17 protein-coding genes are annotated in these 18690 nt (G+C 74.3%); 9 read left to right on the forward strand and 8 right to left on the reverse strand.

Annotation, left to right across the window (positions count from 1 at the left end; translation table 11 throughout):
- Positions 1 to 7 precede the first annotated feature (7 nt).
- A complete protein-coding gene (fxsA, locus tag J7I94_RS17180) occupies positions 8 to 586 on the forward strand; it encodes an FxsA family membrane protein (RefSeq protein WP_215167990.1) in 579 nt (192 codons plus the stop codon).
- Positions 587 to 738: 152 nt separating this feature from the next.
- On the opposite strand, the gene J7I94_RS17185 is transcribed toward fxsA, so the two are convergent.
- The 4 genes from J7I94_RS17185 to J7I94_RS17200 form a co-directional block, all read right to left on the reverse strand.
- Positions 739 to 1113 carry an RNA polymerase-binding protein RbpA gene (locus tag J7I94_RS17185; RefSeq protein ID WP_003977404.1) on the reverse strand — a complete coding sequence of 125 codons (375 nt, stop codon included), beginning with the start codon at positions 1111 to 1113 and terminating at the stop codon, positions 739 to 741.
- 280 nt (positions 1114 to 1393) lie between these two features.
- A complete protein-coding gene (locus J7I94_RS17190; protein ID WP_215167991.1) occupies positions 1394 to 2740 on the reverse strand; it encodes an MFS transporter in 1347 nt (448 codons plus the stop codon).
- 52 nt (positions 2741 to 2792) lie between these two features.
- On the reverse strand, positions 2793 to 3560 hold the full coding sequence (locus J7I94_RS17195; RefSeq protein WP_215167992.1) for a glycerophosphodiester phosphodiesterase: 768 nt from the start codon (positions 3558 to 3560) through the stop codon (positions 2793 to 2795).
- Positions 3557 to 4222 carry a YitT family protein gene (locus J7I94_RS17200; protein ID WP_215167993.1) on the reverse strand — a complete coding sequence of 222 codons (666 nt, stop codon included), beginning with the start codon at positions 4220 to 4222 and terminating at the stop codon, positions 3557 to 3559. Before J7I94_RS17200 ends, J7I94_RS17195 begins: the two co-directional genes overlap by 4 nt.
- A 101-nt stretch (positions 4223 to 4323) precedes the next feature.
- On the opposite strand from J7I94_RS17200, the gene J7I94_RS17205 reads away from it, so the two are divergent.
- Positions 4324 to 5823 carry a PLP-dependent aminotransferase family protein gene (locus tag J7I94_RS17205; RefSeq protein WP_215167994.1) on the forward strand — a complete coding sequence of 500 codons (1500 nt, stop codon included), beginning with the start codon at positions 4324 to 4326 and terminating at the stop codon, positions 5821 to 5823.
- Between the two features lie 53 nt (positions 5824 to 5876).
- On the opposite strand, the gene J7I94_RS17210 is transcribed toward J7I94_RS17205, so the two are convergent.
- Complete coding sequence (locus J7I94_RS17210; protein WP_308114590.1) at positions 5877 to 7619, reverse strand: hypothetical protein; 1743 nt, start codon at positions 7617 to 7619, stop codon at positions 5877 to 5879.
- Between the two features lie 37 nt (positions 7620 to 7656).
- Positions 7657 to 7851 (reverse strand): hypothetical protein, encoded by a 195-nt coding sequence (locus J7I94_RS17215; RefSeq protein WP_215167995.1) that lies wholly within the window; start codon positions 7849 to 7851, stop codon positions 7657 to 7659.
- Positions 7852 to 8129: 278 nt separating this feature from the next.
- Here J7I94_RS17215 and J7I94_RS17220 point away from each other — a divergent pair, with 278 nt between their 5' ends.
- The 5 genes from J7I94_RS17220 (at position 8130) to J7I94_RS17240 (ending at position 13790) form a co-directional block, all read left to right on the forward strand.
- Positions 8130 to 8522, forward strand: coding sequence for an ankyrin repeat domain-containing protein (locus J7I94_RS17220; RefSeq protein ID WP_215167996.1), 393 nt, complete (start codon positions 8130 to 8132; stop codon positions 8520 to 8522).
- Between the two features lie 344 nt (positions 8523 to 8866).
- Positions 8867 to 10285 carry a HEAT repeat domain-containing protein gene (locus J7I94_RS17225; RefSeq protein ID WP_215167997.1) on the forward strand — a complete coding sequence of 473 codons (1419 nt, stop codon included), beginning with the start codon at positions 8867 to 8869 and terminating at the stop codon, positions 10283 to 10285.
- 360 nt (positions 10286 to 10645) lie between these two features.
- Entirely contained in the window at positions 10646 to 11776 is a 1131-nt protein-coding gene (locus J7I94_RS17230) for a glycosyltransferase family 1 protein (RefSeq protein WP_215167998.1), read from the forward strand.
- Complete coding sequence (locus J7I94_RS17235; protein ID WP_215167999.1) at positions 11773 to 12936, forward strand: glycosyltransferase; 1164 nt, start codon at positions 11773 to 11775, stop codon at positions 12934 to 12936. The genes J7I94_RS17230 and J7I94_RS17235 overlap by 4 nt, the downstream gene beginning before the upstream one ends.
- Positions 12933 to 13790, forward strand: a complete 858-nt coding sequence (locus tag J7I94_RS17240; protein WP_215168000.1) for an SGNH/GDSL hydrolase family protein — start codon at positions 12933 to 12935, stop codon at positions 13788 to 13790. The genes J7I94_RS17235 and J7I94_RS17240 overlap by 4 nt, the downstream gene beginning before the upstream one ends.
- Before the next feature lie 30 nt (positions 13791 to 13820).
- On the opposite strand, the gene J7I94_RS17245 is transcribed toward J7I94_RS17240, so the two are convergent.
- Positions 13821 to 14654 carry a putative hydro-lyase gene (locus J7I94_RS17245; protein ID WP_215168001.1) on the reverse strand — a complete coding sequence of 278 codons (834 nt, stop codon included), beginning with the start codon at positions 14652 to 14654 and terminating at the stop codon, positions 13821 to 13823.
- Entirely contained in the window at positions 14651 to 15973 is a 1323-nt protein-coding gene (locus tag J7I94_RS17250; protein WP_215168002.1) for an MFS transporter, read from the reverse strand. The genes J7I94_RS17245 and J7I94_RS17250 overlap by 4 nt, the downstream gene beginning before the upstream one ends.
- Positions 15974 to 16101: 128 nt before the next feature.
- On the opposite strand from J7I94_RS17250, the gene J7I94_RS17255 reads away from it, so the two are divergent.
- On the forward strand, positions 16102 to 16797 hold the full coding sequence (locus J7I94_RS17255) for a GntR family transcriptional regulator (RefSeq protein ID WP_215168003.1): 696 nt from the start codon (positions 16102 to 16104) through the stop codon (positions 16795 to 16797).
- 274 nt (positions 16798 to 17071) lie between these two features.
- Positions 17072 to 18601 (forward strand): hypothetical protein, encoded by a 1530-nt coding sequence (locus tag J7I94_RS17260; RefSeq protein ID WP_215168004.1) that lies wholly within the window; start codon positions 17072 to 17074, stop codon positions 18599 to 18601.
- The last annotated feature ends 89 nt before the right edge of the window (positions 18602 to 18690 follow it).

The raw sequence follows: 18690 nt of genomic DNA on the forward strand, positions 1-18690 counted from the left end.
TGGAGACATGACGACTGGCGCGCACACCCCCAGCCACCCCGCCACCCGGCCCCGCCGCTCCCGCCTGCGCACGTTCCTGCCGCTGGGCGCCGCCGCCTGGCTGGTGCTGGAGATCTGGCTGCTGACGCTGGTCGCGGGGGCGTCGAACGGCCTGGTGGTCTTCCTGGTCCTGCTGGCCGGCGTCGTCCTCGGCTCCGTGATCATCAAGCGGGCGGGACGCCGTGCCTTCCGCAGCCTCCAGGAGACGCTGCGCCAGCAGCAGGGCGGGATGACGCCGGCGGCCCGGCCGAACAGCGAGGGCAACGGCCTGATGATGCTGGGCGGCCTGCTCGTCATGATCCCCGGCCTGGTCTCCGACGCGGCCGGTCTGCTCCTGCTGCTGCCCCCGGTCCAGAAGGCGGTGAGCCGGTACGCGGAGCGGACCTTCGAGCGCCGCCTGCGCGCGGCGGGCCCCGGCACCCTGGGCGACGCCTTCCGTCAGGCCCGTATGCACCGCCCGGACGGCAAGGTCGTCCCGGGCGAGGTCATACGGGACGACGAGCGAGGACCCGCGGACCAGGACCCGCACCCGCCCCTGACCCGCTGACGTCCAAGGGGCGGGGCGCCACCGCCCGCCCCGCACAGTGAAGACCGCGGGCGCCGTACGTCACAGCAAAGACCGCGGGCGCCGTACGTCGAAACGTACGGCGCCCGCGGTCACTCACGTGCGCTGCATCGGGCCCTCAGGCCCCGCAGGGACTACGCACTCTTGCGGCTGTCCCGCGGATGCACCGCGATGTTCATCGCGCCGGAGCGCAGAACCGCCAGCCGCTCCTCGAGGACCTCTTCGAGTTCCTCGCGGGTGCGTCGTTCCATCAGCATGTCCCAGTGCGTACGCGCGGGCTTGGCCTTCTTCTCCTCAGGGCCGTCGCCGTCCACGAGGAGTGCCTGGGCCCCGCAGACCTTGCACTCCCACTCCGGCGGAATCTCCGCCTCGACCGAGAAGGGCATCTCGAACCGGTGCCCCTTCTCGCATGCGTACTCCACGGCCTGGCGCGGGGCCAGGTCGATGCCGCGGTCCGTCTCGTAGCTGGTCACCACGAGGCGCGTGCCGCGAAGAGCTCGCTCACTCATGAATCGTGCCTCCCGGGCTTGTCGCCCACAGGACAGGTGTCGCTGTCGTCGTCATCCGGTCAACGTCCGGTCGGCGGTAAAGATTCCCGTCCCGAGTCCCGTTCCGGGGCCATGTGTCGCCGTCGTGGCCGCAGCCTTTGTCAACCAGTGCAGTACCCACAGGCGTCCGGTATGTCACCTCTCCTCGGAGATGTCACCCGACGTTTCGGCATCTTTGACGCGCAGTAACGGTACGCCTGGCAGGCCAAAGGCGTACACTACCGCCCTTTCCCGCCAAGTGCTAAATCCTTTCGGGAACGGGATTGCCCGCGTCGCGGATCGCCCGTCCGACCGGCACCCGCGCCAGCAGCACGAAGCCGATGACGAAGAACGCCACCAGCGAGATGATCGCGTCCCGGTAGCTCCCGGTCAGCTGGTAGGTCAGCCCGAACAGCAGGGGCCCCAGCCAGCTCATGCCGCGGTCGCTGATCTCGTACGCGGAGAAGTACTCGGCCTCCTTGCCGGGCGGCACGAGGTGGGAGAAGAGCGAGCGGGACAGGGCCTGGCTGCCGCCGAGGACCAGGCCGATCCCGGCGGCCAGGGCGAAGAACCACACCGGGGCCCCGGCGGGCAGGAAGTACCCGGCCGCGAGGGTGACCGTCCAGGCCGCCAGCGAACCGAGGATCGTGCGCTTGGCGCCGTACCGCCGGGCCAGCCGGCCCAGCAGCAGTGCCCCCGCCACGGCCAGTACCTGGACGAGCAGGACGGCCACGATGAGCGTGGACTGGCCCAGTCCCAGTTCCTCGGAGCCGTAGACCGACGCCTGGGAGATCACCGTCTGGATGCCGTCGTTGTAGACCAGGTACGCCAGCAGGAAGGCCAGTGTCAGCGGGTGGCGGCGCATGCCGCGCACCGTGGCCGCCAGTTGCCGCAGGCCCGGCAGGGCCGCCTCCCGCGCGGGGGCCCGGCGGTCCCGCAGCCGGCGCAGCGGGATCAGCGCGAAGGCGCCCCACCACAGGCCCGCCGACGCCAGACAGATCCGGACCGCCGCGCTCTCCGTGAGCCCGAAGGAGTCGTGCGCGGTGTACAGCACCAGGTCGACGACCAGGACCAGCGCCCCGGCCGCGTAGCCGAAGGCCCAGCCGCGGGAGGAGACGGCGTCGCGCTCCTCGGGCGGCGCGATCTGCGGCAGGTAGGAGTTGTAGAGCATCGTCGCGACCGACTGCGCCGCGTTGGCGATCACCAGGAGCGCGCCGCCGAGCAGATAGCGGTCGCCGTCCAGGAAGAACATGCCGGCCGTGGCCGCCGCGCCGACGTAGGCCGCCGCGCCCAGCAACGGCTTCTTGCGGCCCGTGCGGTCGGCGGCGGCACCCACCAGGGGCATCACCAGCACCGCCACGATCACCGACAGGGAGACCGCGTACGCGAAGAACGACCCGGCGCGCACGGGTATGCCCAGCGGATGGACGAACCCGTCCCCGTCCGCCGCCGACTCGGCGACCGAGGTGAGATAGGGGCCCAGGAACACGGTGAGCACGCTCGTCGAGTAGACCGAGCAGGCCCAGTCGTAGAAGTACCAGCCGCGCTGTTCGCGCCGGCGCCCGGCGGCCTCGTCGGCCGCCTGTGTCCGCACGGTGTCGGTGCCCACCCGTGCCCTCGCCTTCCCCGTGGACGCGCGATGTCCGGACCGGACGCGGGTCTCAGACCCAGACGCCGCGGTCCTCCATGACCTTGCGCAGTATGTCGATGTGATCGGTCATGATGCCATCCACGCCGAGGTCCAGGAGCCGGTGCATGCGCTCGGGTTCGTTCACTGTCCACACGTGCACCTGGAGCCCGCGCGCGTGGGCCGCGCGTACGAAGCGGTGGTCCGCCACCGGGATGCCCGACTGGGCCTCGGGCACCTGCGCGGCCACCGCCGGGCGGCGCGGCGCACCCGGCACGCCCCAGGAGCACAGCCGCAGCCCCAGTACGCCCCGGGTGCCGTACGAGGTGGCGAGGCGGGGGCCGGCCAGCCGCTGGGCGCGCGCCACGCGCGCCTCGGAGAACGAGCCGAGGCAGATCCGGTCCCAGGAGTTCGTGCGCCCTATGAGGTTCAGGAAGGGGAGCAGGGCCGGTTCGGCCTTGACGTCCACGTTCCAGCGGACCTCGGGGAAGGTCTCCAGCAGTTCCTCGAAGAGGGGGAGCGGTTCGCTGCCCGCCACGCGCGCGTGGCTCACCTCGGTCCACGGCAGCTCGGCGATCCGGCCGGTGCCGTCGGTGACCCGGTCCAGCGTCGCGTCGTGGAAGGCGACCAGCTTGCCGTCCCGGGTGGCGTGCACGTCGGTCTCGATGTACCGGTAACCCGCCTCGACCGCGCGCCGGAACTGGCGCAGCGTGTTCTCCAGGCCGTCGGCCGCGCCGCCCCGGTGGGCGAAGGCGATCGGGCCGGGATGGTCGAGGTAGGGGTGGCGTATGGGGGTGGTCACCGACGCAGTATGGCCGCCCGGGGTTGACCGGTGGCAACCACCGTGCTGCCGCCGGATGCCGGGGGGACGGCGAACACGCGCAGGAACAGCTGGGCGAGCGGGCCGATCGTCACCGCGTACAGCAGGGTGCCGATCCCGACGGTGCCGCCGAGGGCGAAGCCCGTCACCACGACCGTGATCTCCACCGCCGTACGCACCAGGCGGACGGACAGGCCGGTGCGCCGGTTCAGGCCCGTCATCAGGCCGTCGCGCGGTCCGGGACCGAACAGTGCCGCGATGTACAGGCCGGTCGCCGCGCCGTTGAGGACGATCCCCGCGGCCAGGAACGCGATCCGCGCCGCCGTGGCGTGGACGTCCGGGACCAGCGCCAGTGTCGCGTCCATCGCGGCCCCGATCACCAGGACGTTGGAGACGGTGCCCAGGCCCGGCCGCTGCCGCAGCGGTATCCACAGCAGGAGGACGGCCGCGCCGACGACGGTGAGGACCGCGCCCATCGAGAGGCCCGTGTGCTCCGCGAGGCCCTGGTGCAGCACGTTCCACGGTTCCAGACCGAGGCCCGAGCGGACCAGCAGCGCCGAGCTGGCCCCGTAGAGCAGCAGACCGCCGTAGAGCTGGGTGAGCCGTCGGGTGAGGTGGCTCCGGGTGGACTGCCGTGCGGACATGCTGTGCCCCCTGGGGTGAAAACGTGGCTTGACCTGTGTCACCCTGTGGCCTGGAAGCAGAAGCCATCCAGGGCCAATTCGCGGAAGGTGGACTGATTCGCATGGCGCAGTGGACTTCGGCCGTGGGAGCCGCGCAGCTCGCGCGGCTGCTCGGCTCGCAGCAGGAGCGCCCGGCCGGACCCGGCACCCGCCGCCCGCCCGCCTACCGGGCGCTGGCCGACGGCGTCCGGCTGCTCGTGCTGGAAGGACGGGTACCGGTCGCCGCCCGGCTGCCCGCCGAGCGGGAACTCGCCCTCGCCCTGTCGGTCAGCCGCACCACGGTCGCCGCCGCCTACGAGGCCCTGCGCGCCGAGGGCTTCCTGGAGTCCCGGCGCGGCGCGGGCAGCTGGACCGCCGTCCCGCCCGGGAACCCGGTGCCGGCCCGGGGGCTGGAGCCGCTGCCGCCCGAGGCGCTCGGCTCGGTGATCGACCTGGGCTGCGCGGCGCTCCCGGCCCCCGAACCCTGGCTCACCCGCGCCGTCCAGGGTGCCCTGGAGGAACTGCCGCCGTACGCGCACACGCACGGTGACTACCCGGCCGGGCTGCCCGCGCTGCGCGCCACCCTCGCCGACCGCTACACCGCGCGGGGCATCCCGACCATGCCCGAGCAGATCATGGTGACCACCGGAGCGATGGGCGCGATGGACGCGATCTGCCACCTGTTCGGGGGCCGCGGCGAACGTATCGCCGTCGAGTCGCCCTCGTACGCCAACATCCTCCAGCTGATGCGGGAGGCGGGCGCGCGGCTGGTGCCCGTCGCCATGGCGGACGGCCTCGACGGCTGGGACCTGGACCGGTGGCGCCAGGTGCTGCGGGAGGCCGCTCCCCGCCTCGCCTACGTCGTCGCCGACTTCCACAACCCGACCGGCGCGCTCGCCGGGGAGGACCAGCGGCGGCAGCTGGTGGAGGCGGCCCGGTCGGCGGGGACGGTGCTGGTGGCCGACGAGACCATGAGCGAGCTGCTGCTGGACGAGGACGTGGCGATGCCGCCCCCGGTGTGCGCCTTCGACCCGGCCGGGTCGACCGTGGTCACCGTCGGTTCGGCCAGCAAGGCGTTCTGGGCCGGGATGCGCATCGGCTGGGTGCGGGCGGCCCCCGACGTGATCCGCAGCCTCGTCGCCGCCCGCGCCTACGCCGACATGGGCACCCCCGTCCTCGAACAGCTGGCGGTGAACTGGCTGTTCGGCACCGGCGGCTGGGAACGGGCCGTCGAAATGCGCCGCGCGCAGGCACGGGAGAACCGGGACGCGCTGGTCACGGCGGTACGGCGGGAGCTGCCCGGGTGGGAGTTCGAGGTGCCCGCGGGCGGGCTCACCCTGTGGGTGCGCACGGGCGGCCTGTCGGGGTCGCGGCTCGCCGAAGCGGGGGAGCGGGTCGGGGTCCGGGTGCCGTCCGGGCCGCGGTTCGGGGTCGACGGGGCCTTCGAGGGGTACGCGCGGCTGCCGTTCACGGTCGGCGGCGCGGTGGCCGACGAGGCGGCCCTGCGGCTGGCCGCGGCGGCGCGGCTGGTCGAGAGCGGGGGCGTCGGCGGGGCGGAGGCGCCCCGGACCTTCGTGGCGTGACGCGCGGCGCCCCCGTGGAGGGGGCGCCGCGGGGGGACGGCCGGGAGGTACGGCTACGGCTTGATGAGCGTGGGCACCGACTTCCTCCCCCGCCGCTTCCCTCGCCTCTTCGTCTCCTCCTCCGGCCCGGCGAGGGTCGGGACCGGCCTCGCCTCGGCCGGTTCGGGCTCGGGAGAGGCCGCTTCCGGTTCGCCGGGCTCGGCCGGTTCGGCCGGTGGAGCCGGTTCCGCCGGGACCTCCTTCTCGCTGCCCGGCACGTCGGGCACGTGTTCCCCGTCGGCCGGCGTGGTGCGCGGCGGGAGCAGGTCCAGGACCGCCTGCCGGTGGCTGTCGCTGGTGGCGTCGTCGTACGGGTCCGGGGTGGCCGGCACCTGGAGGCGCAGGACCGGGCCGGTGCCCAGCCGGGCGTAACCGCGGCCGGGCGGGACCTGGTCGACGGGCGTGGTCCCCGGGGGAGCGCCGAGCGCGGCCGTCAGTTCGTCGGGGTCGGCCGCGCCGAGGACCACGCGCGCGCGTGTGTGCTGCCGTACGGCGTCGCCGAGCGTGTCGCGGGTGTCCAGCTGGTCGGCCACCACCACCGTCACGTGCGCGGCCCGGCCGTGCCGCAGCGGGACCTGGAGCAGGGCCTGCGGATCCTTGCGGCCGTCCACGCCGGCCAGGTGCGTGAAGGCGCTCGGCCGGTCCAGCAGGAGCCACAGCGGCCGCCGGGTGTCCTCGGGCGGCGGCCGCCCCTCCTGCCGGGCCCGGTTGACGGCGATCAGCCGGCGCTCCGTCTCCTGGGCGGCCCACTCCAGGCTGGTCAGCACCCCGGTGAGGCCGCACTCGACGGCCAGGACGCCGTCGCGTCCGGTCAGGCAGGCGTACTCGCCGGTGCCGCCGCCGTCGACGATCACCAGGTCGCCGCCGTGGTGCAGGGCCTGGAGGGCGACGGAGCGCAGCAGCGTCGAGGTGCCGGTGCCCGGCCGGCCGAGGACCAGCAGATGCGGCTCGGTGGAGCGCACGCCGGTGCGCCAGACGACCGGCGGTACGTCGCGCCGCTCCTCGCCGTGGGTGAGCGGCAGGGTGCGCTGGACCCGGGTGGGGTCGGTGAAGCCGAGGACCGTCTCGCCGGGGGCGGTGACGAAGCGCTGGGCGGCGATGTCGGTGGGCAGCGGGGCGAGGGCGGTGAGGGTGAGGTGGTTGGCCTCCTCGTCCCAGGTGAAGCGGTACTCGCGGCCCCGGCCTGCCTTCGCGGTGAGCAGGTGCTCGATCCGGGCGCGGGCGGCGGCCTCGCCGTCGGTGAAGTACGCCGGGTAGTGGACCACCAGGTGCGCGAGACGGCCGTCGTCGTCGAACTCGTAGGCCGGGAAGGCCTTCTCCCAGCCGCCGCCGTGGGTGTACAGCGGATCGGGGTCCTCGGCGAGCGAGAAGTAGGGGACCAGGGCCTCGTAGAGCGAGGTCAGGCGCCGGGTCCGGGCGTCGTCGGCCTCCTCGGGCGCGGCCGGGACGCGGTTCCTGCCCTGCCAGGCCGCCGCCGCCATCAGCGCGACGGCGGCGAGCAGCGGGCCGTACGGCATCAGGCCCACGACCAGGACGACCGAGGCCACCAGGAAGAGCAGCGCGCCGCGCCGGTCCTTGGGGGTCTCGGTCCACCTGTGCCGCGCGGCCGCGGCGAGCCGGCCGAAGCCGCGGGCGATCGTGATCAGCGGCTGGAGGACGTCGGTGGCGCTGTCGGCCGCCGTCCGGGCCAGCTCCCGGCTCCGGGCGAGCTGTGCGCCGCCGTTGCTCAGAATGCGGGGGAGGGGGCGCCGGGCCACTGCTGCCTCCTGGAGGTGCGGACGAGGGTACGGGCGGTCAGAACTTGAGTCCGCCGAGGAGGCCGGCCAGGCTCTCGCCGCCCGCCTTGATGCTCGGGGCGACGGCGGTGCTCGACAGGTAGAAGCCGAACAGCATGGCCACCACGGCGTGCGACGCCTTCAGGCCGTCCTTGCGGAAGTAGATGAAGACGACGACGCCGAGCAGGACGACGCCTGAGATCGAGAGGATCATGTGAGTTCTCCTGGTTCGCGGGGACAGTCACCATGAGTACTTCCAGGATCACAGCATGTATCCATATGATTAAAGGTGCAAGTGGGTGAAAATCGGGCGTTTTGCCCCGCGTGGCGGAGCGCCTCTTGAGCTGGTCGGGCCGTGGTGATCTTTACCTCGGGTGCCCCCGGCCATGTGTCCCACGAGCCAGTACCCTGGCGATTCACTCGCACGGCCGCCCCGCTCGCGGCCGCGAACCCATGGATGAGCGTCCGAGAGACGAGAGAGGTGGTCCGCCGATGACCGAAGCCCCTGACCCCGAGGTCGTCGAGTTGGCGACCAAGATCTTCGATCTGGCCCGGCAGGGACAGACCGAGCCGCTCGCGGCCTACGTCGACGCGGGCGTCCCGGCCGACCTCACCAACGACCGCGGCGACTCCCTGGTGATGCTCGCCGCGTACCACGGCCACGCCGGCACGGTGCGCGCCCTGCTGGAGCGCGGCGCCGAGGCCGACCGGGTCAACGACCGGGGGCAGACCCCGCTCGCCGGGGCCGCCTTCAAAGGTGAGACCGAGGTCGTCAAGGCCCTTCTGGAGGCCGGCGCGGACCCTGCGGCGGGCACCCCCTCGGCCGTCGACACGGCCCGCATGTTCGACCGCGAGGAACTGCTGGAGCTCTTCGGCGCGCAGTGAGGCGGCACGGGGGCCCTACGGGGGGCGGACGTACGGGGACCGGCCGTACGGGGGCCAGCCCTACGAGGGCCGGCCGTACGGGGGGGCGCCGATATTTCGGTCGCGGCGGGACGAAGCGCGGGGTCATCATGACGACGTGGTTCACGGACGTGACGGCTGGGCAGGTGTTGCCGCACCGCGCGGACCGTGACCCGGTCCGCAAGGGCCACCGACGAGAGGCAGAGGAAAATGGTCTTCGGCAAGCAAGAGACGGCGGGCGCTCCGACGTGTTGTCGCGCGGTCAGGTGAACGCGTGCTCACCCGGTTGCGTCGACGCTTGATGTCTTGATGTGAGGCTGTTTCCCATGTTCGATCCGGTCATAGCGCCCAGCGGTACGCTGCTCGGCCTGCTCCAGCGGGGCCGCGGCGACGGCACGCTGCACGCGCTCACCGCGCCGCGCGCCGAGGCGCTCGCGGCCCTGCACCACTGCGTGCTGCACGACCCGCGCCACGACTGGCAGGTGGAGAACCGCTCCCTCTACTACGCCCGCCTCTTCCTCGACCTCGACGGCGAGCTGGACGCCGTGGAGGCCCACCTCTTCGACGCCGAGGACGTCCTCGACCCCGAGGAGTCCCGTACGGGGCTGGCCCTGGCGTTCCTCGGGCACCTCGCCTCCTACGGGCGGCGGGACGCGCTCGACCTGCTGCGCCGGTACGCCGCCCGCGGCACCAACTGGGCCTGGGCCCTGGACGAACTGGCGCTGCGGGACGACGACGCGGGACTGCGCGCCCTCGCCGAGCCCGTGCTCGCGCGGTTCACCACCGACCCCGAGGGCGAGGCCGAGCTGGCCGCCGCCGTGCGGGACGCCTTCGAACCCAGGCCCTGGCGGCTGTGGGCCGAGGACAGCCGCGAAGCGATCGCCACGCGCGTGCGTGCCGCCCAGGAGGCCGGCTGCTTCGACCGCTGGCAGCGGCAGCTGCGGCCCACCGGGCCTCGCCCGGGCTGGAGCGTGGCCGCCGTCTTCGAGTGGGCCCAGCAGGGCCTGGAGCGTGGCACCGCGCTCCATGTGCCGGCCGCCCGGTGCCTCACCGCCGTCGCCGGCCCCGAGGACCGGCCCGAGATCGTCGAGGCCGCCCGGTCCGGTACCGAGGCCGCCCGCTGCACCGCCTTGCGCTATCTCGCGGACAGCGACGATCCCGGCGCCCTCGGCCTGATCGAACACGCCGTGGCCACCGGTACGGCGGGCGTGGTGGAGGCCGCCGTCGCCGCGTTCGAACGGATGAGTGCTCCCGCCGCCGTGGACCGGGCCCGCGGCTGGGCCCGCCGGCCCGACGCGCTGGGCGCCGCCGCCGGCCGGGTACTGGCCTGTCGCGGCGGCGCGGCCGACCGTGACCTGGTCCTGGCCGCGCTGCGCGAGGCGGTACGGGGCGAGGGCCCCGACGCGCCGACCCTGTGGACCCTCGTCGACGGCGCCGGACGGCTCGGTATCGGCTGCGCCGCCCCCGTACTGCGGCACGTCTACCGGGAGACCGGCTCCTCCCACCTGCGCGGCCGGGCCGCCCGGGCGCTGGCCGCCACCGACCCGTCCTTCCCGGCCGGGTTCGCCGTGGAATGCTTGTGGGACTGCGAGGAGACCACTCGCGAACTCGCCGCCCGGCACGCCGAGACCGGTGACGACCGCGTCGTCGAACGGCTGCGCAGGCTCGCCGCCGACCCGGCCGAGGAGGCCGAGGTGCAGACCGCCGTACGGAGCCGGATCGGGCCGGACGCGTCCGCGGTGTGAGCCTGTGGCATGAGTTTCGTCCAGTGAGTTCCGCGAGGGGGCCCGCGAGGGGGCCCGCGAGGTGAGTTCGGTGGAGCCGCCGCTCCACGCCGTGTGCCGGGCTGTCCGTACGCCGTGCGCCGGGCTGTCCGTGCGCCGGAGACGCCCGCGTGAACGGGGAGCGCGCTGTCGTGCACGGGGGCGCCCGAGGGTGACGGGACAAGCATGCGCGCGCCGGGTGAACGAGGGGTGGCCCGCGGGTCAGGCGGGCGTGGACACGGTCTGACCTGCTCGGGCGGGCAGTTCAACGCTCACGGGCCGTTCCTCGGCCGGAAAGATCCACGTTGACGCGACCACGTCCAGCGCGGCGACAACACGGGTATGCGTGTCGTCATCGTGACCGAGTCCTTTCCCCCCGATGTGAACGGCGTGGCCCACTGCGCGCTCCAGACCGCCCGACACCTCGTCGACAGCGGTCACGTTCCCCTCGTCGTCGCCCCCGCCCCGGCTCCCGGCACCCGGCCCGACCCCCTCGCGGTGCCGTGCCCGGTCGTCCACGTCCCCTCCCTTCCGCTCCCCGGCTACCCCCAGGTCCGCGTCGCCCTCCCCAGCCGACGCCTCGCCGCCGCCATCGCCGCACACCGTGCGGACGTCGTCCACCTGGCCAGCCCCTTCGTCCTCGGCGTCCGCGGCATGGCCGCCGCCGCCCGGCTCGGCGTCCCCGCCGTGGCCGTCTACCAGACCGACCTCGCCGGATACGCCCGTACGTACATGGGGGCCGGCGAGGCGGCGGCCTGGCGGCGCATCCGCTCCGTGCACTCCGCCGCCGACCTCACCCTGGCCCCCTCCAGCGCCGCCCTGCACGACCTCCGGGCGCACGGGGTGCCCCGGGTCCGGCTCTGGCCGCGCGGGGTGGACACCGCCCGCTTCCGGCCCGAACTGCGCGACGAGGCGCTGCGCCGCGAACTCGCCCCGAACGGCGAGCTGATCGTCGGCTACGTGGGTCGGCTCGCCCCCGAGAAGCAGGTCGAGCTGCTGTCCGGAGTCTGCGCCCTGGCGGGCGTCCGCGTCGCGGTCGTCGGCGACGGGCCCAGCCGCACCGGCCTGGAGCAGGCCCTGCCCGGCGCCGTCTTCCTCGGCCGCCGCACCGGCGACGACCTGGCCCGGTTCTTCGCCTCCCTGGACGTCTTCGCCCACACCGGCCCCTTCGAGACCTTCTGCCAGACCGTGCAGGAGGCCATGGCCAGCGGGGTCCCCGTCGTCGCGCCCGCCGCGGGCGGCCCGCTGGACCTGGTGGACCACGGCCGCACCGGGCTGCTGGTGCCGCCCCGGGACGCGGACGCCGTACGCGACGCGGTGGCGGCGCTGGCCGCCGACCCGGCGCTGCGCGCCGCCTGCGGGACTGCCGGACGGGCGGCCGTCGAGGGCCGTACCTGGGCGGCCGTCGGCGACCGGCTGATCGGCCACTACACGGACGTCCTCGCCGCACGGAAGGCGGTGCTGGCCGCATGAGCGCCCTCAGGATCGTCCGGCTCGCCAACTTCGTCGCCCCCGCCTCCGGCGGCCTGCGCACCGCCCTGCGCGAGCTGGGCAAGGGATACCTCGCCGCCGGACACGAGCCCGTCCTCGTCGTCCCCGGCGAGCGCGCGAGCGACCAGGAGACCGAGCAGGGACGGGTGATCACCGTGCCCGGCCCGCTGCTGCCCGGCACCGGCGGCTACCGCGTCCTCACCGACAGGCGGCGGGTCGCCGCCCTGCTGGAGGAACTCGCCCCCGACCGCCTGGAGGTCTCCGACCGCACGACACTGCGCTGGACCGGCAAGTGGGCCCGGCGGGCCCGGATCCCCGCCGTGATGGTCTCCCACGAGACCGCCGACGGCGTCCTGCGCACCTGGGGCCTGCCCGAGGGGGCGGCCCGCCGCGCCGCCGACGCGCTCAACATCCGTACGGCGCACACGTACGCGCGCGTGGTGTGCACCACCGAGTTCGCCGAACGGGAGTTCCTGCGGATCGGCGCCCGCAACGTCGTACGCGCCCCCCTGGGCGTCGATCTCGTCGCCCGGCACCCGGGGCTGCGCGACGCGCGGGTGCGGGCCCGGTACGCGCGCGAGGACGAGACGCTGCTCGTGATGTGCTCCCGGCTGTCCGTGGAGAAGCGGCCCGGGACGGCCCTGGACGCCCTGGAGGCGCTGCGCCGGCGTGACCGGCGGGCGGTCCTCGTGGTGGCCGGGGACGGCCCGCTGCGCGCCCGGCTCGAACAGCGGGCCCGCGAGCGGCGGCTGCCCGTCGAGTTCCTCGGGCATGTGGGCGACCGCGGTCTGCTCGGCGCGCTCCAGGCTTCCGCCGACGTGTGCCTGGCGCCCGGACCCGCCGAGACGTTCGGGCTCGCCGCGCTGGAGGCGATGGCCTGCGGTACGCCCGTGGCGGTCAGTGCCTCGTCCGCGCTGCCGGAGGTGATCGGCTCCGCCGGGGCCGTCGCCGCCGACCACGGGGAGGCGTTCGCCGACGCCGTGGACCTGCTGGCCGGGCGCCCGGAGACGGGGCGGCGGGCGGCGGCACGCGCGCGTGCGGAGTGTTTCGGCTGGGACACGGCGGTCGCCGCGTTCCTCGCCGCGCACGACGCGACGGCGGTAGCACCCTCTCGCCGGGGCGTGGCGGAGGGCGTGGCATGAGACGGCCGCGGTACGTGGCGCTCGGCGACTCGCTGACCGAGGGGGTGGGCGACCCGGTCGCGGGCGGCTGGCGCGGCTGGGCGGCGCTGCTCGCCGGGTCGCTCGCCGGGGAGGACGAGCGGCCCGTGGAGTTCCGCAACCTCGCGGTCAGCGGAGCGCAGACCCGGGACGTGCTGGAGGCGCAACTGCCCGCCGGGCTGGCGCTGCGGCCGGACCTCGTGTCCGTCGTGATCGGCGTCAACGACACCCTGCGCCGCGCCTTCGACATCCACGCCGTGGCCGCCCGGCTGGACGAGGTGTACGCGGCGTTCAGCGCCCAGGACGCCGTCCTCCTGACGGCCTGTCTGCCCGACCCCGGCACCATGCTCGGGCTGCCGGGCGCGCTGGCCCGGCCGCTGGCCCGGCGGCAGCGGGCCGTCAACACGGTGGTCCACGCGCTGTCCGAGCGGTACGGCGCCCTGCACCTGCACGCGGGCGACGGCGACTGGGTCACCGACCGCGCGATGTGGAGCGCGGACCGGCTGCACCCCGGTGAGCGGGGGCACCGGCAACTGGCCGTGCGCGCCCACGGGCTGCTCGCCGCGCACGGGCTCGCCCGGGGGCCCGCGCCCTCGCCCGAGCCCGGGTCCCCGGCGCCCACCCGGTCGGCGAGCCTGTGGTGGCTGGCCACCGCCGGCACCGGCTGGGTGGCCCGACGCTCCACCGACCTGCTGCCGCAGCTGCTGACCCTGGCCGCCGACGAACTGCGCCACCGCGCGCGCGGGACGAGCGCCCGGCTCGACCTGCGCGCGTCCGCGGCGGTCTCGGCGGCCCTGGCGGCCCTGTCGGTCCCCGATCGCCGGGAGGTCGCCTGAGGCCGGCGGGGCGCGCCGGTGACCAAGGAGTCACACCACCCGGTACTGCTCGTCACGCGCGTCCGTGATGAACATCTGGCCGGGCGCGTGGGTGATCGCGAACGGCGGGCGCGAGGCCATGACCGCCGCCTGCGGGGTCACCCCGCACGCCCAGAAGACCGGGATGTCGTCCGGCTCCCGGTCCACCGCGTCGCCGAAGTCGGGCCGGTCCAGGTCTTCGACGCCGAGCGCCGACGGGTCACCGCAGTGCACCGGGCCGCCGTGCACCGCCGGGAGCAGGCTGGTCTCCCGGATCGCCGCGGACAGGTACCGCGGCGGCACCGGACGCATGGACACCACCATCGGCCCGTGCAGCCGCCCGGCGGGAGCGCACTGCCGGCCGGTGACGTACATCGGCACGTTGCGGCCCTGCTCGACGTGGCGGATCGGGACGCCGGCCCGGGACAGCGCCGACTCGAAGGTGAAGCTGCACCCGATGAGGAACGAGACGAGGTCGTCCCGCCAGTGCGCGCGCACGTCCGCCGGCTCCTCCACCAGCTCACCGTCCCGCCACACCCGGTAGCGCGGCAGGTCGGTGCGCAGATCGGCGCCGTCGGCCAGCGCGGTCGTCCACCCGCCGGCGTCCGTCACGTCGAGCACCGGGCAGGGCTTCGGATTGCGGGTGCAGAACAACAGCATGTCGTAGGCCCAGTCGGCGGGTACGGAGATCAGATTGGCCTGGGTGTGACCGGCCGCAACTCCCGCCGTGGCGCCGGTCAGTCCCTCCCGGAAGCGGGCCCGGGCCGTTTCCGGCCGCCACGCGTGCGCGTGCTCGTCGACGAGCGTGACCGCGCGGTCCTCCGTCACCTGGTGCGTGCTGTTCATGCCAGCTCCTTTCCGCGCGTCTCGGGCAGTCCGAGCAGCGCGATCGCCGCGACGCCGTAGCCGATCGCACCGAAGACCAGCGCGCCGCCCACGCCCCAGCTGTCGGCCAGGAAACCGACCGTCGTGGGGAAGACGGCGCCCACGGCCCGTCCGGTGTTGTAGGTGAATCCCTGCCCGGTACCGCGCACCGCCGTCGGGTACAGCTCGGCCAGGTAGGAGCCGAAGCCGCTGAAGATCGCCGACATGCAGAACCCGAGCGGGAAGCCGAGCACGAGCAGGAGGGTGTCGGCGCCGGCCGGGATGTTGGCGTACGCCAGGATGCACAGGGCCGACAGCAGGGCGAACAGCCAGATGTTGCGCCGGCGCCCCAGGCGGTCGGTGAGGTGGCCGCCGGTCAGATAGCCGATGAAGGCGCCCGAGATCAGGAACGTCAGGTACCCCCCGGTGCCCACCACCGACAGGCCGCGCTCGTCCTTCAGGTACGTGGGCACCCAGGTGGCCAGCGTGTAGTAGCCGCCCTGGACGCCGGTGGACAGCAGCGCGGCGAAGACCGTGATCCGCAGCAGTCCGGGGGCGTCGCCCGTGCCCGGTGCGAAGATCGCCCGGAACGAGCCCTTGCCGGGACTCCGTTCGCGCGCGGCGGCGGCCTCGGGCGCGTCGTGCACACTGCGCCGCACCCAGACCACGAGCAGCGCGGGCAACGCGCCGGTCCAGAACATGATCCGCCAGGCCAGCGCGTCGTCGGCCACCGAGAACACCACCGTGTACACGATCGCGGCCAGTGCCCAGCCCACCGCCCAGGAGCTCTGGATCGCGCCCAGGGTGCGCCCCCGGTGTTTCGCGCTCGCGTACTCGGCGACCAGGATCGCGCCGACCGCCCACTCGCCGCCGAAACCGAGCCCCTGGAGCGCCCGGAAGACCAGCAGCGTCTCGTAGTTGGGCGCGAAACCGCAGGCCACCGTGAACACGGCGTACGTGATCACCGTGAGCAGCAGCGCCCTGACCCGGCCGATCCGGTCCGCCAGTACGCCCGCGAGGGCGCCGCCGACCGCCGAGACGACCAGCGTGACGGTGGTGAACAGCCCGGTCTGGCCGCTGTCCAGGCCGAAGTACGCGGCCAGCGCGACCATGCTCAGCGGCAGCGTGAAGTAGTCGTAGGAGTCGAGGGCGTAGCCGCCGAACGCGCCGGCGAAGGCCCGGCGGCCCCGCGGGCCGAGGGCGCGCAGCCAGCCCAGGGCCCCGTCGTCGGCGCCGCGATCGTCGCTGTCGGGGCGCGGGACGACGGTGAGCGGGGCCTGCGGTGGAGGAGTTGTGCTCATGGGCACCTCGCAGAAGGAGGACGGAGGGTGCTTGCTGATGAGCTGATGTCCAGCACCGTAGAGGATTGTTCAACGATCCCTCAATACCCCTGTTGTTTCGTTCTTGTGTCTGAGGTTGAATTCCGGGCATGGCAGAGCAGCTGGCGCAACTCGCCGACGACCGCGCCCTCCTGGGGCGCACCAGTACCGCCGAGCGGGTCTCGGACATCCTGAGGAGCCGCATCGCCGACGGCTTCTTCCCACCCGGCACCCGGCTGTCCGAGGACAGCATCGGCGGCGCGCTCGGGATCTCCCGCAACACGCTGCGGGAGGCGTTCCGGCTGCTCACCCATGAACGCCTGCTGGTGCACGAGCTGAACCGGGGCGTCTTCGTCCGGGTCCTGACCGTCGACGACGTCGAGGACATCTACCGCACCCGCGCCCTCGTCGAGTGCGCCGTGGTCCGCGGGCTCGGCGAGCCGCCGTACCGGCTCCAGGGGCTCGCCGGGGCCGTCGAGGACGGGCGGCGAGCGGCCCGGGAAGGCGACTGGAAACGGGTGGGCACGGCCAACATCCACTTCCACCGGGAGCTGGTCGCCCTGGCGGGCAGCGAGCGCACCGACGAGGTGATGCGCAGCGTCTTCGCCGAACTGCGGCTCGCCTTCCACGTGGTGGACGACCCGCGCCGCCTGCACGAGCCGTACATCGCGCGCAACCACGAGGTCCTCCAGGCCCTGGAGGCCGGCGACCGGGAGGGCGCCGAGCGGCTCCTCGCGGGGTACCTCGCGACCTCGCTGGAACGGGTGCTGGAGGTCTACCGGCGACGGGTCGGCGAGGACGGCTGACCGGCTGACCGGGAGGGCGACCGGGGGCTGCCGAGCCGGGAGAGGGGGGCCGCTCCGCCGGGGGCGGACTGCTCTGCCGGGGGCGGTCTGCTTCGCGGGCCGGGGCGGGGGCTGCCTTGCCGGGCGAGGGTGCGGACTGCTCCGCTGAGGGGGCGGGGACCGCTACGCCGGAGGAGGGTGCGGACCGCTCCGCCCGGGACGTCTACGGTCGTCCGCCCGGGGACGTCTACGGTCGTTTGGGTCGTTGTCAGACCTAGGACCTAGTCTGTGCACCGTGACTTCGCCTGCATCGACGGACAGCGCTCCGCCCCAGCTCAGCGCGGGGCCGCGCCCCGCCATGGGCCCGGCCGCCGACGAGGGACTGGCGCGGCGGCTGCGCGCGCTCGCCTGCACCGCCCCGCTGCACGATCTCGACGCGCGCAAGGTCAACCTCGCCGGCGAGTACTCGGTGTACGGCATGGCGGAGGTCGCCCTCGCTGCCATCGACCTGGTCACCCTGAACATGGACTTCGACACGGGCGCCGACCACGACCAGATAGTGGCCCGGCTCGTCCCGCGCGTCGCCGCCCAGGCCCCCCGCAGGCCCGCCGTCGAGCACGAGCGGGTGGCCCGCTGGGTCCTGGAGAACCTGATCAACGTCGGCAGCGTCGACCGCGGCTTCCGCGCGGTGTACGGCACGTTCGAGCCGGACGGCAGCTACGTGCGCCGCGACTACGACTTCAAGCTGATCGAGGAGGTCCCCGGCCCCGGCGGCACCGTCTACCTGCGCACCACCGACGAGGCGGTCAACGTCCTGGTCGGCGCCCTGGACACCGACGTCACCAGCGCCCAGATCGCCGCCGAGGTGAAGCTGGAGGTGCTGATCAGCCGCGGCCGGCTCGCCGACGCCCAACTCGCCGCCGAGCAGGCCCGCTACCGCACCGTGCAGTACTCGGAGACCCTGCGCCGCGCCCTGGACGCCACCCGGCGCAACGTCCGCGCGGTGGACTGGCTGGAAGCCGTCCCCGACATGATCGCCGAGGCCCTCGACCACGTCGCCGACCGCTACCGCCACGAGAACGCGATCCTCACCAACATCCGCAAGGCCCGCGACGAGTCCGAGGAACCCGAGCACAAGCGCCGCGCGGCCGAGCTGGTCGACATCGTCAAGGACTGCATCCGCCGCCACACCCAGCTCCAGTCCCGGCTGCTGGAAGCGGGCCCGCTGTTCCGCGCCGAACAGGACCGGCAGGCCTTCGCCACCCCCCTCGCCTCCTCGGGCATCGACCTCTACGGCCACCTCGTCGCCCCCGTCCTGCCGCTGCCCGTGGAGCGGGCCCTGCGCGTCACCGACGCCTTCTTCGCCCGCGGCACCGGTCTGCGCACGCCCGTCTCGGTCCGGGTCGGCGACCTCGTCGACCTGCTGCTGACCCCGCCCGTCGAGCGTGAGCACCTGGGCGCCGAGATGCCCGAGCCCGACCTGATCGCCACCCCGGACGACAGCCGCTTCAGCGAGGAGCAGCTGGCGGCGGCCAAGGAACTGCTAGACCTGCCGCACGACGCCCCGCGCCGGCTCTCCGGCCTGCTGGCCGAGGCCCGTCGCCGCGAGGGTTCCGACCTGGCGTACCTGGTCGCCCTGCTGGCGGTGCACGCCGCCAGCCCGCCGGTCGGCACCGCCTACCGGCAGGGCGAGGAGAAACTGCTGTTCGCCGTGGACGACGGTACCGAGCTGGACGACCCCGAGTTCGGCGGCGCCGACCTCATCGTCGGCACGGCGCTGCTGGACGCGGCCGGCATGGCGGCGGACCGGACGGAGGCGGCGTGACCGGGGCCGGGCGAGCGGGCGAGCGGGCGGCGGTGATCACCAGCCGTGACCGGCGCCGCGCCGTGCCGGGCGGGAGGGTTCTGTCCGTG

It is taken from the genome of Streptomyces sp. ISL-12 (genome assembly GCF_018614415.1).
GTDB lineage: Bacteria > Actinomycetota > Actinomycetes > Streptomycetales > Streptomycetaceae > Streptomyces.

Bases quoted from the DNA above. Each gene is read 5' to 3' on its own strand.
- fxsA (WP_215167990.1), top strand. From the start codon at position 8: ATGACGACTGGCGCGCACACCCCCAGCCACCCCGCCACCCGGCCCCGC.
- J7I94_RS17205 (WP_215167994.1), top strand. From the start codon at position 4,324: ATGGCGCAGTGGACTTCGGCCGTGGGAGCCGCGCAGCTCGCGCGGCTG.
- J7I94_RS17220 (WP_215167996.1), top strand. From the start codon at position 8,130: ATGACCGAAGCCCCTGACCCCGAGGTCGTCGAGTTGGCGACCAAGATC.
- J7I94_RS17225 (WP_215167997.1), top strand. From the start codon at position 8,867: ATGTTCGATCCGGTCATAGCGCCCAGCGGTACGCTGCTCGGCCTGCTC.
- J7I94_RS17215 (WP_215167995.1), bottom strand. From the start codon at position 7,851: ATGATCCTCTCGATCTCAGGCGTCGTCCTGCTCGGCGTCGTCGTCTTC.
- J7I94_RS17255 (WP_215168003.1), top strand. From the start codon at position 16,102: ATGGCAGAGCAGCTGGCGCAACTCGCCGACGACCGCGCCCTCCTGGGG.
- J7I94_RS17245 (WP_215168001.1), bottom strand. From the start codon at position 14,654: ATGAACAGCACGCACCAGGTGACGGAGGACCGCGCGGTCACGCTCGTC.
- J7I94_RS17235 (WP_215167999.1), top strand. From the start codon at position 11,773: ATGAGCGCCCTCAGGATCGTCCGGCTCGCCAACTTCGTCGCCCCCGCC.
- J7I94_RS17185 (WP_003977404.1), bottom strand. From the start codon at position 1,113: ATGAGTGAGCGAGCTCTTCGCGGCACGCGCCTCGTGGTGACCAGCTAC.
- J7I94_RS17240 (WP_215168000.1), top strand. From the start codon at position 12,933: ATGAGACGGCCGCGGTACGTGGCGCTCGGCGACTCGCTGACCGAGGGG.
- J7I94_RS17230 (WP_215167998.1), top strand. From the start codon at position 10,646: ATGCGTGTCGTCATCGTGACCGAGTCCTTTCCCCCCGATGTGAACGGC.
- J7I94_RS17250 (WP_215168002.1), bottom strand. From the start codon at position 15,973: ATGAGCACAACTCCTCCACCGCAGGCCCCGCTCACCGTCGTCCCGCGC.
- J7I94_RS17200 (WP_215167993.1), bottom strand. From the start codon at position 4,222: ATGTCCGCACGGCAGTCCACCCGGAGCCACCTCACCCGACGGCTCACC.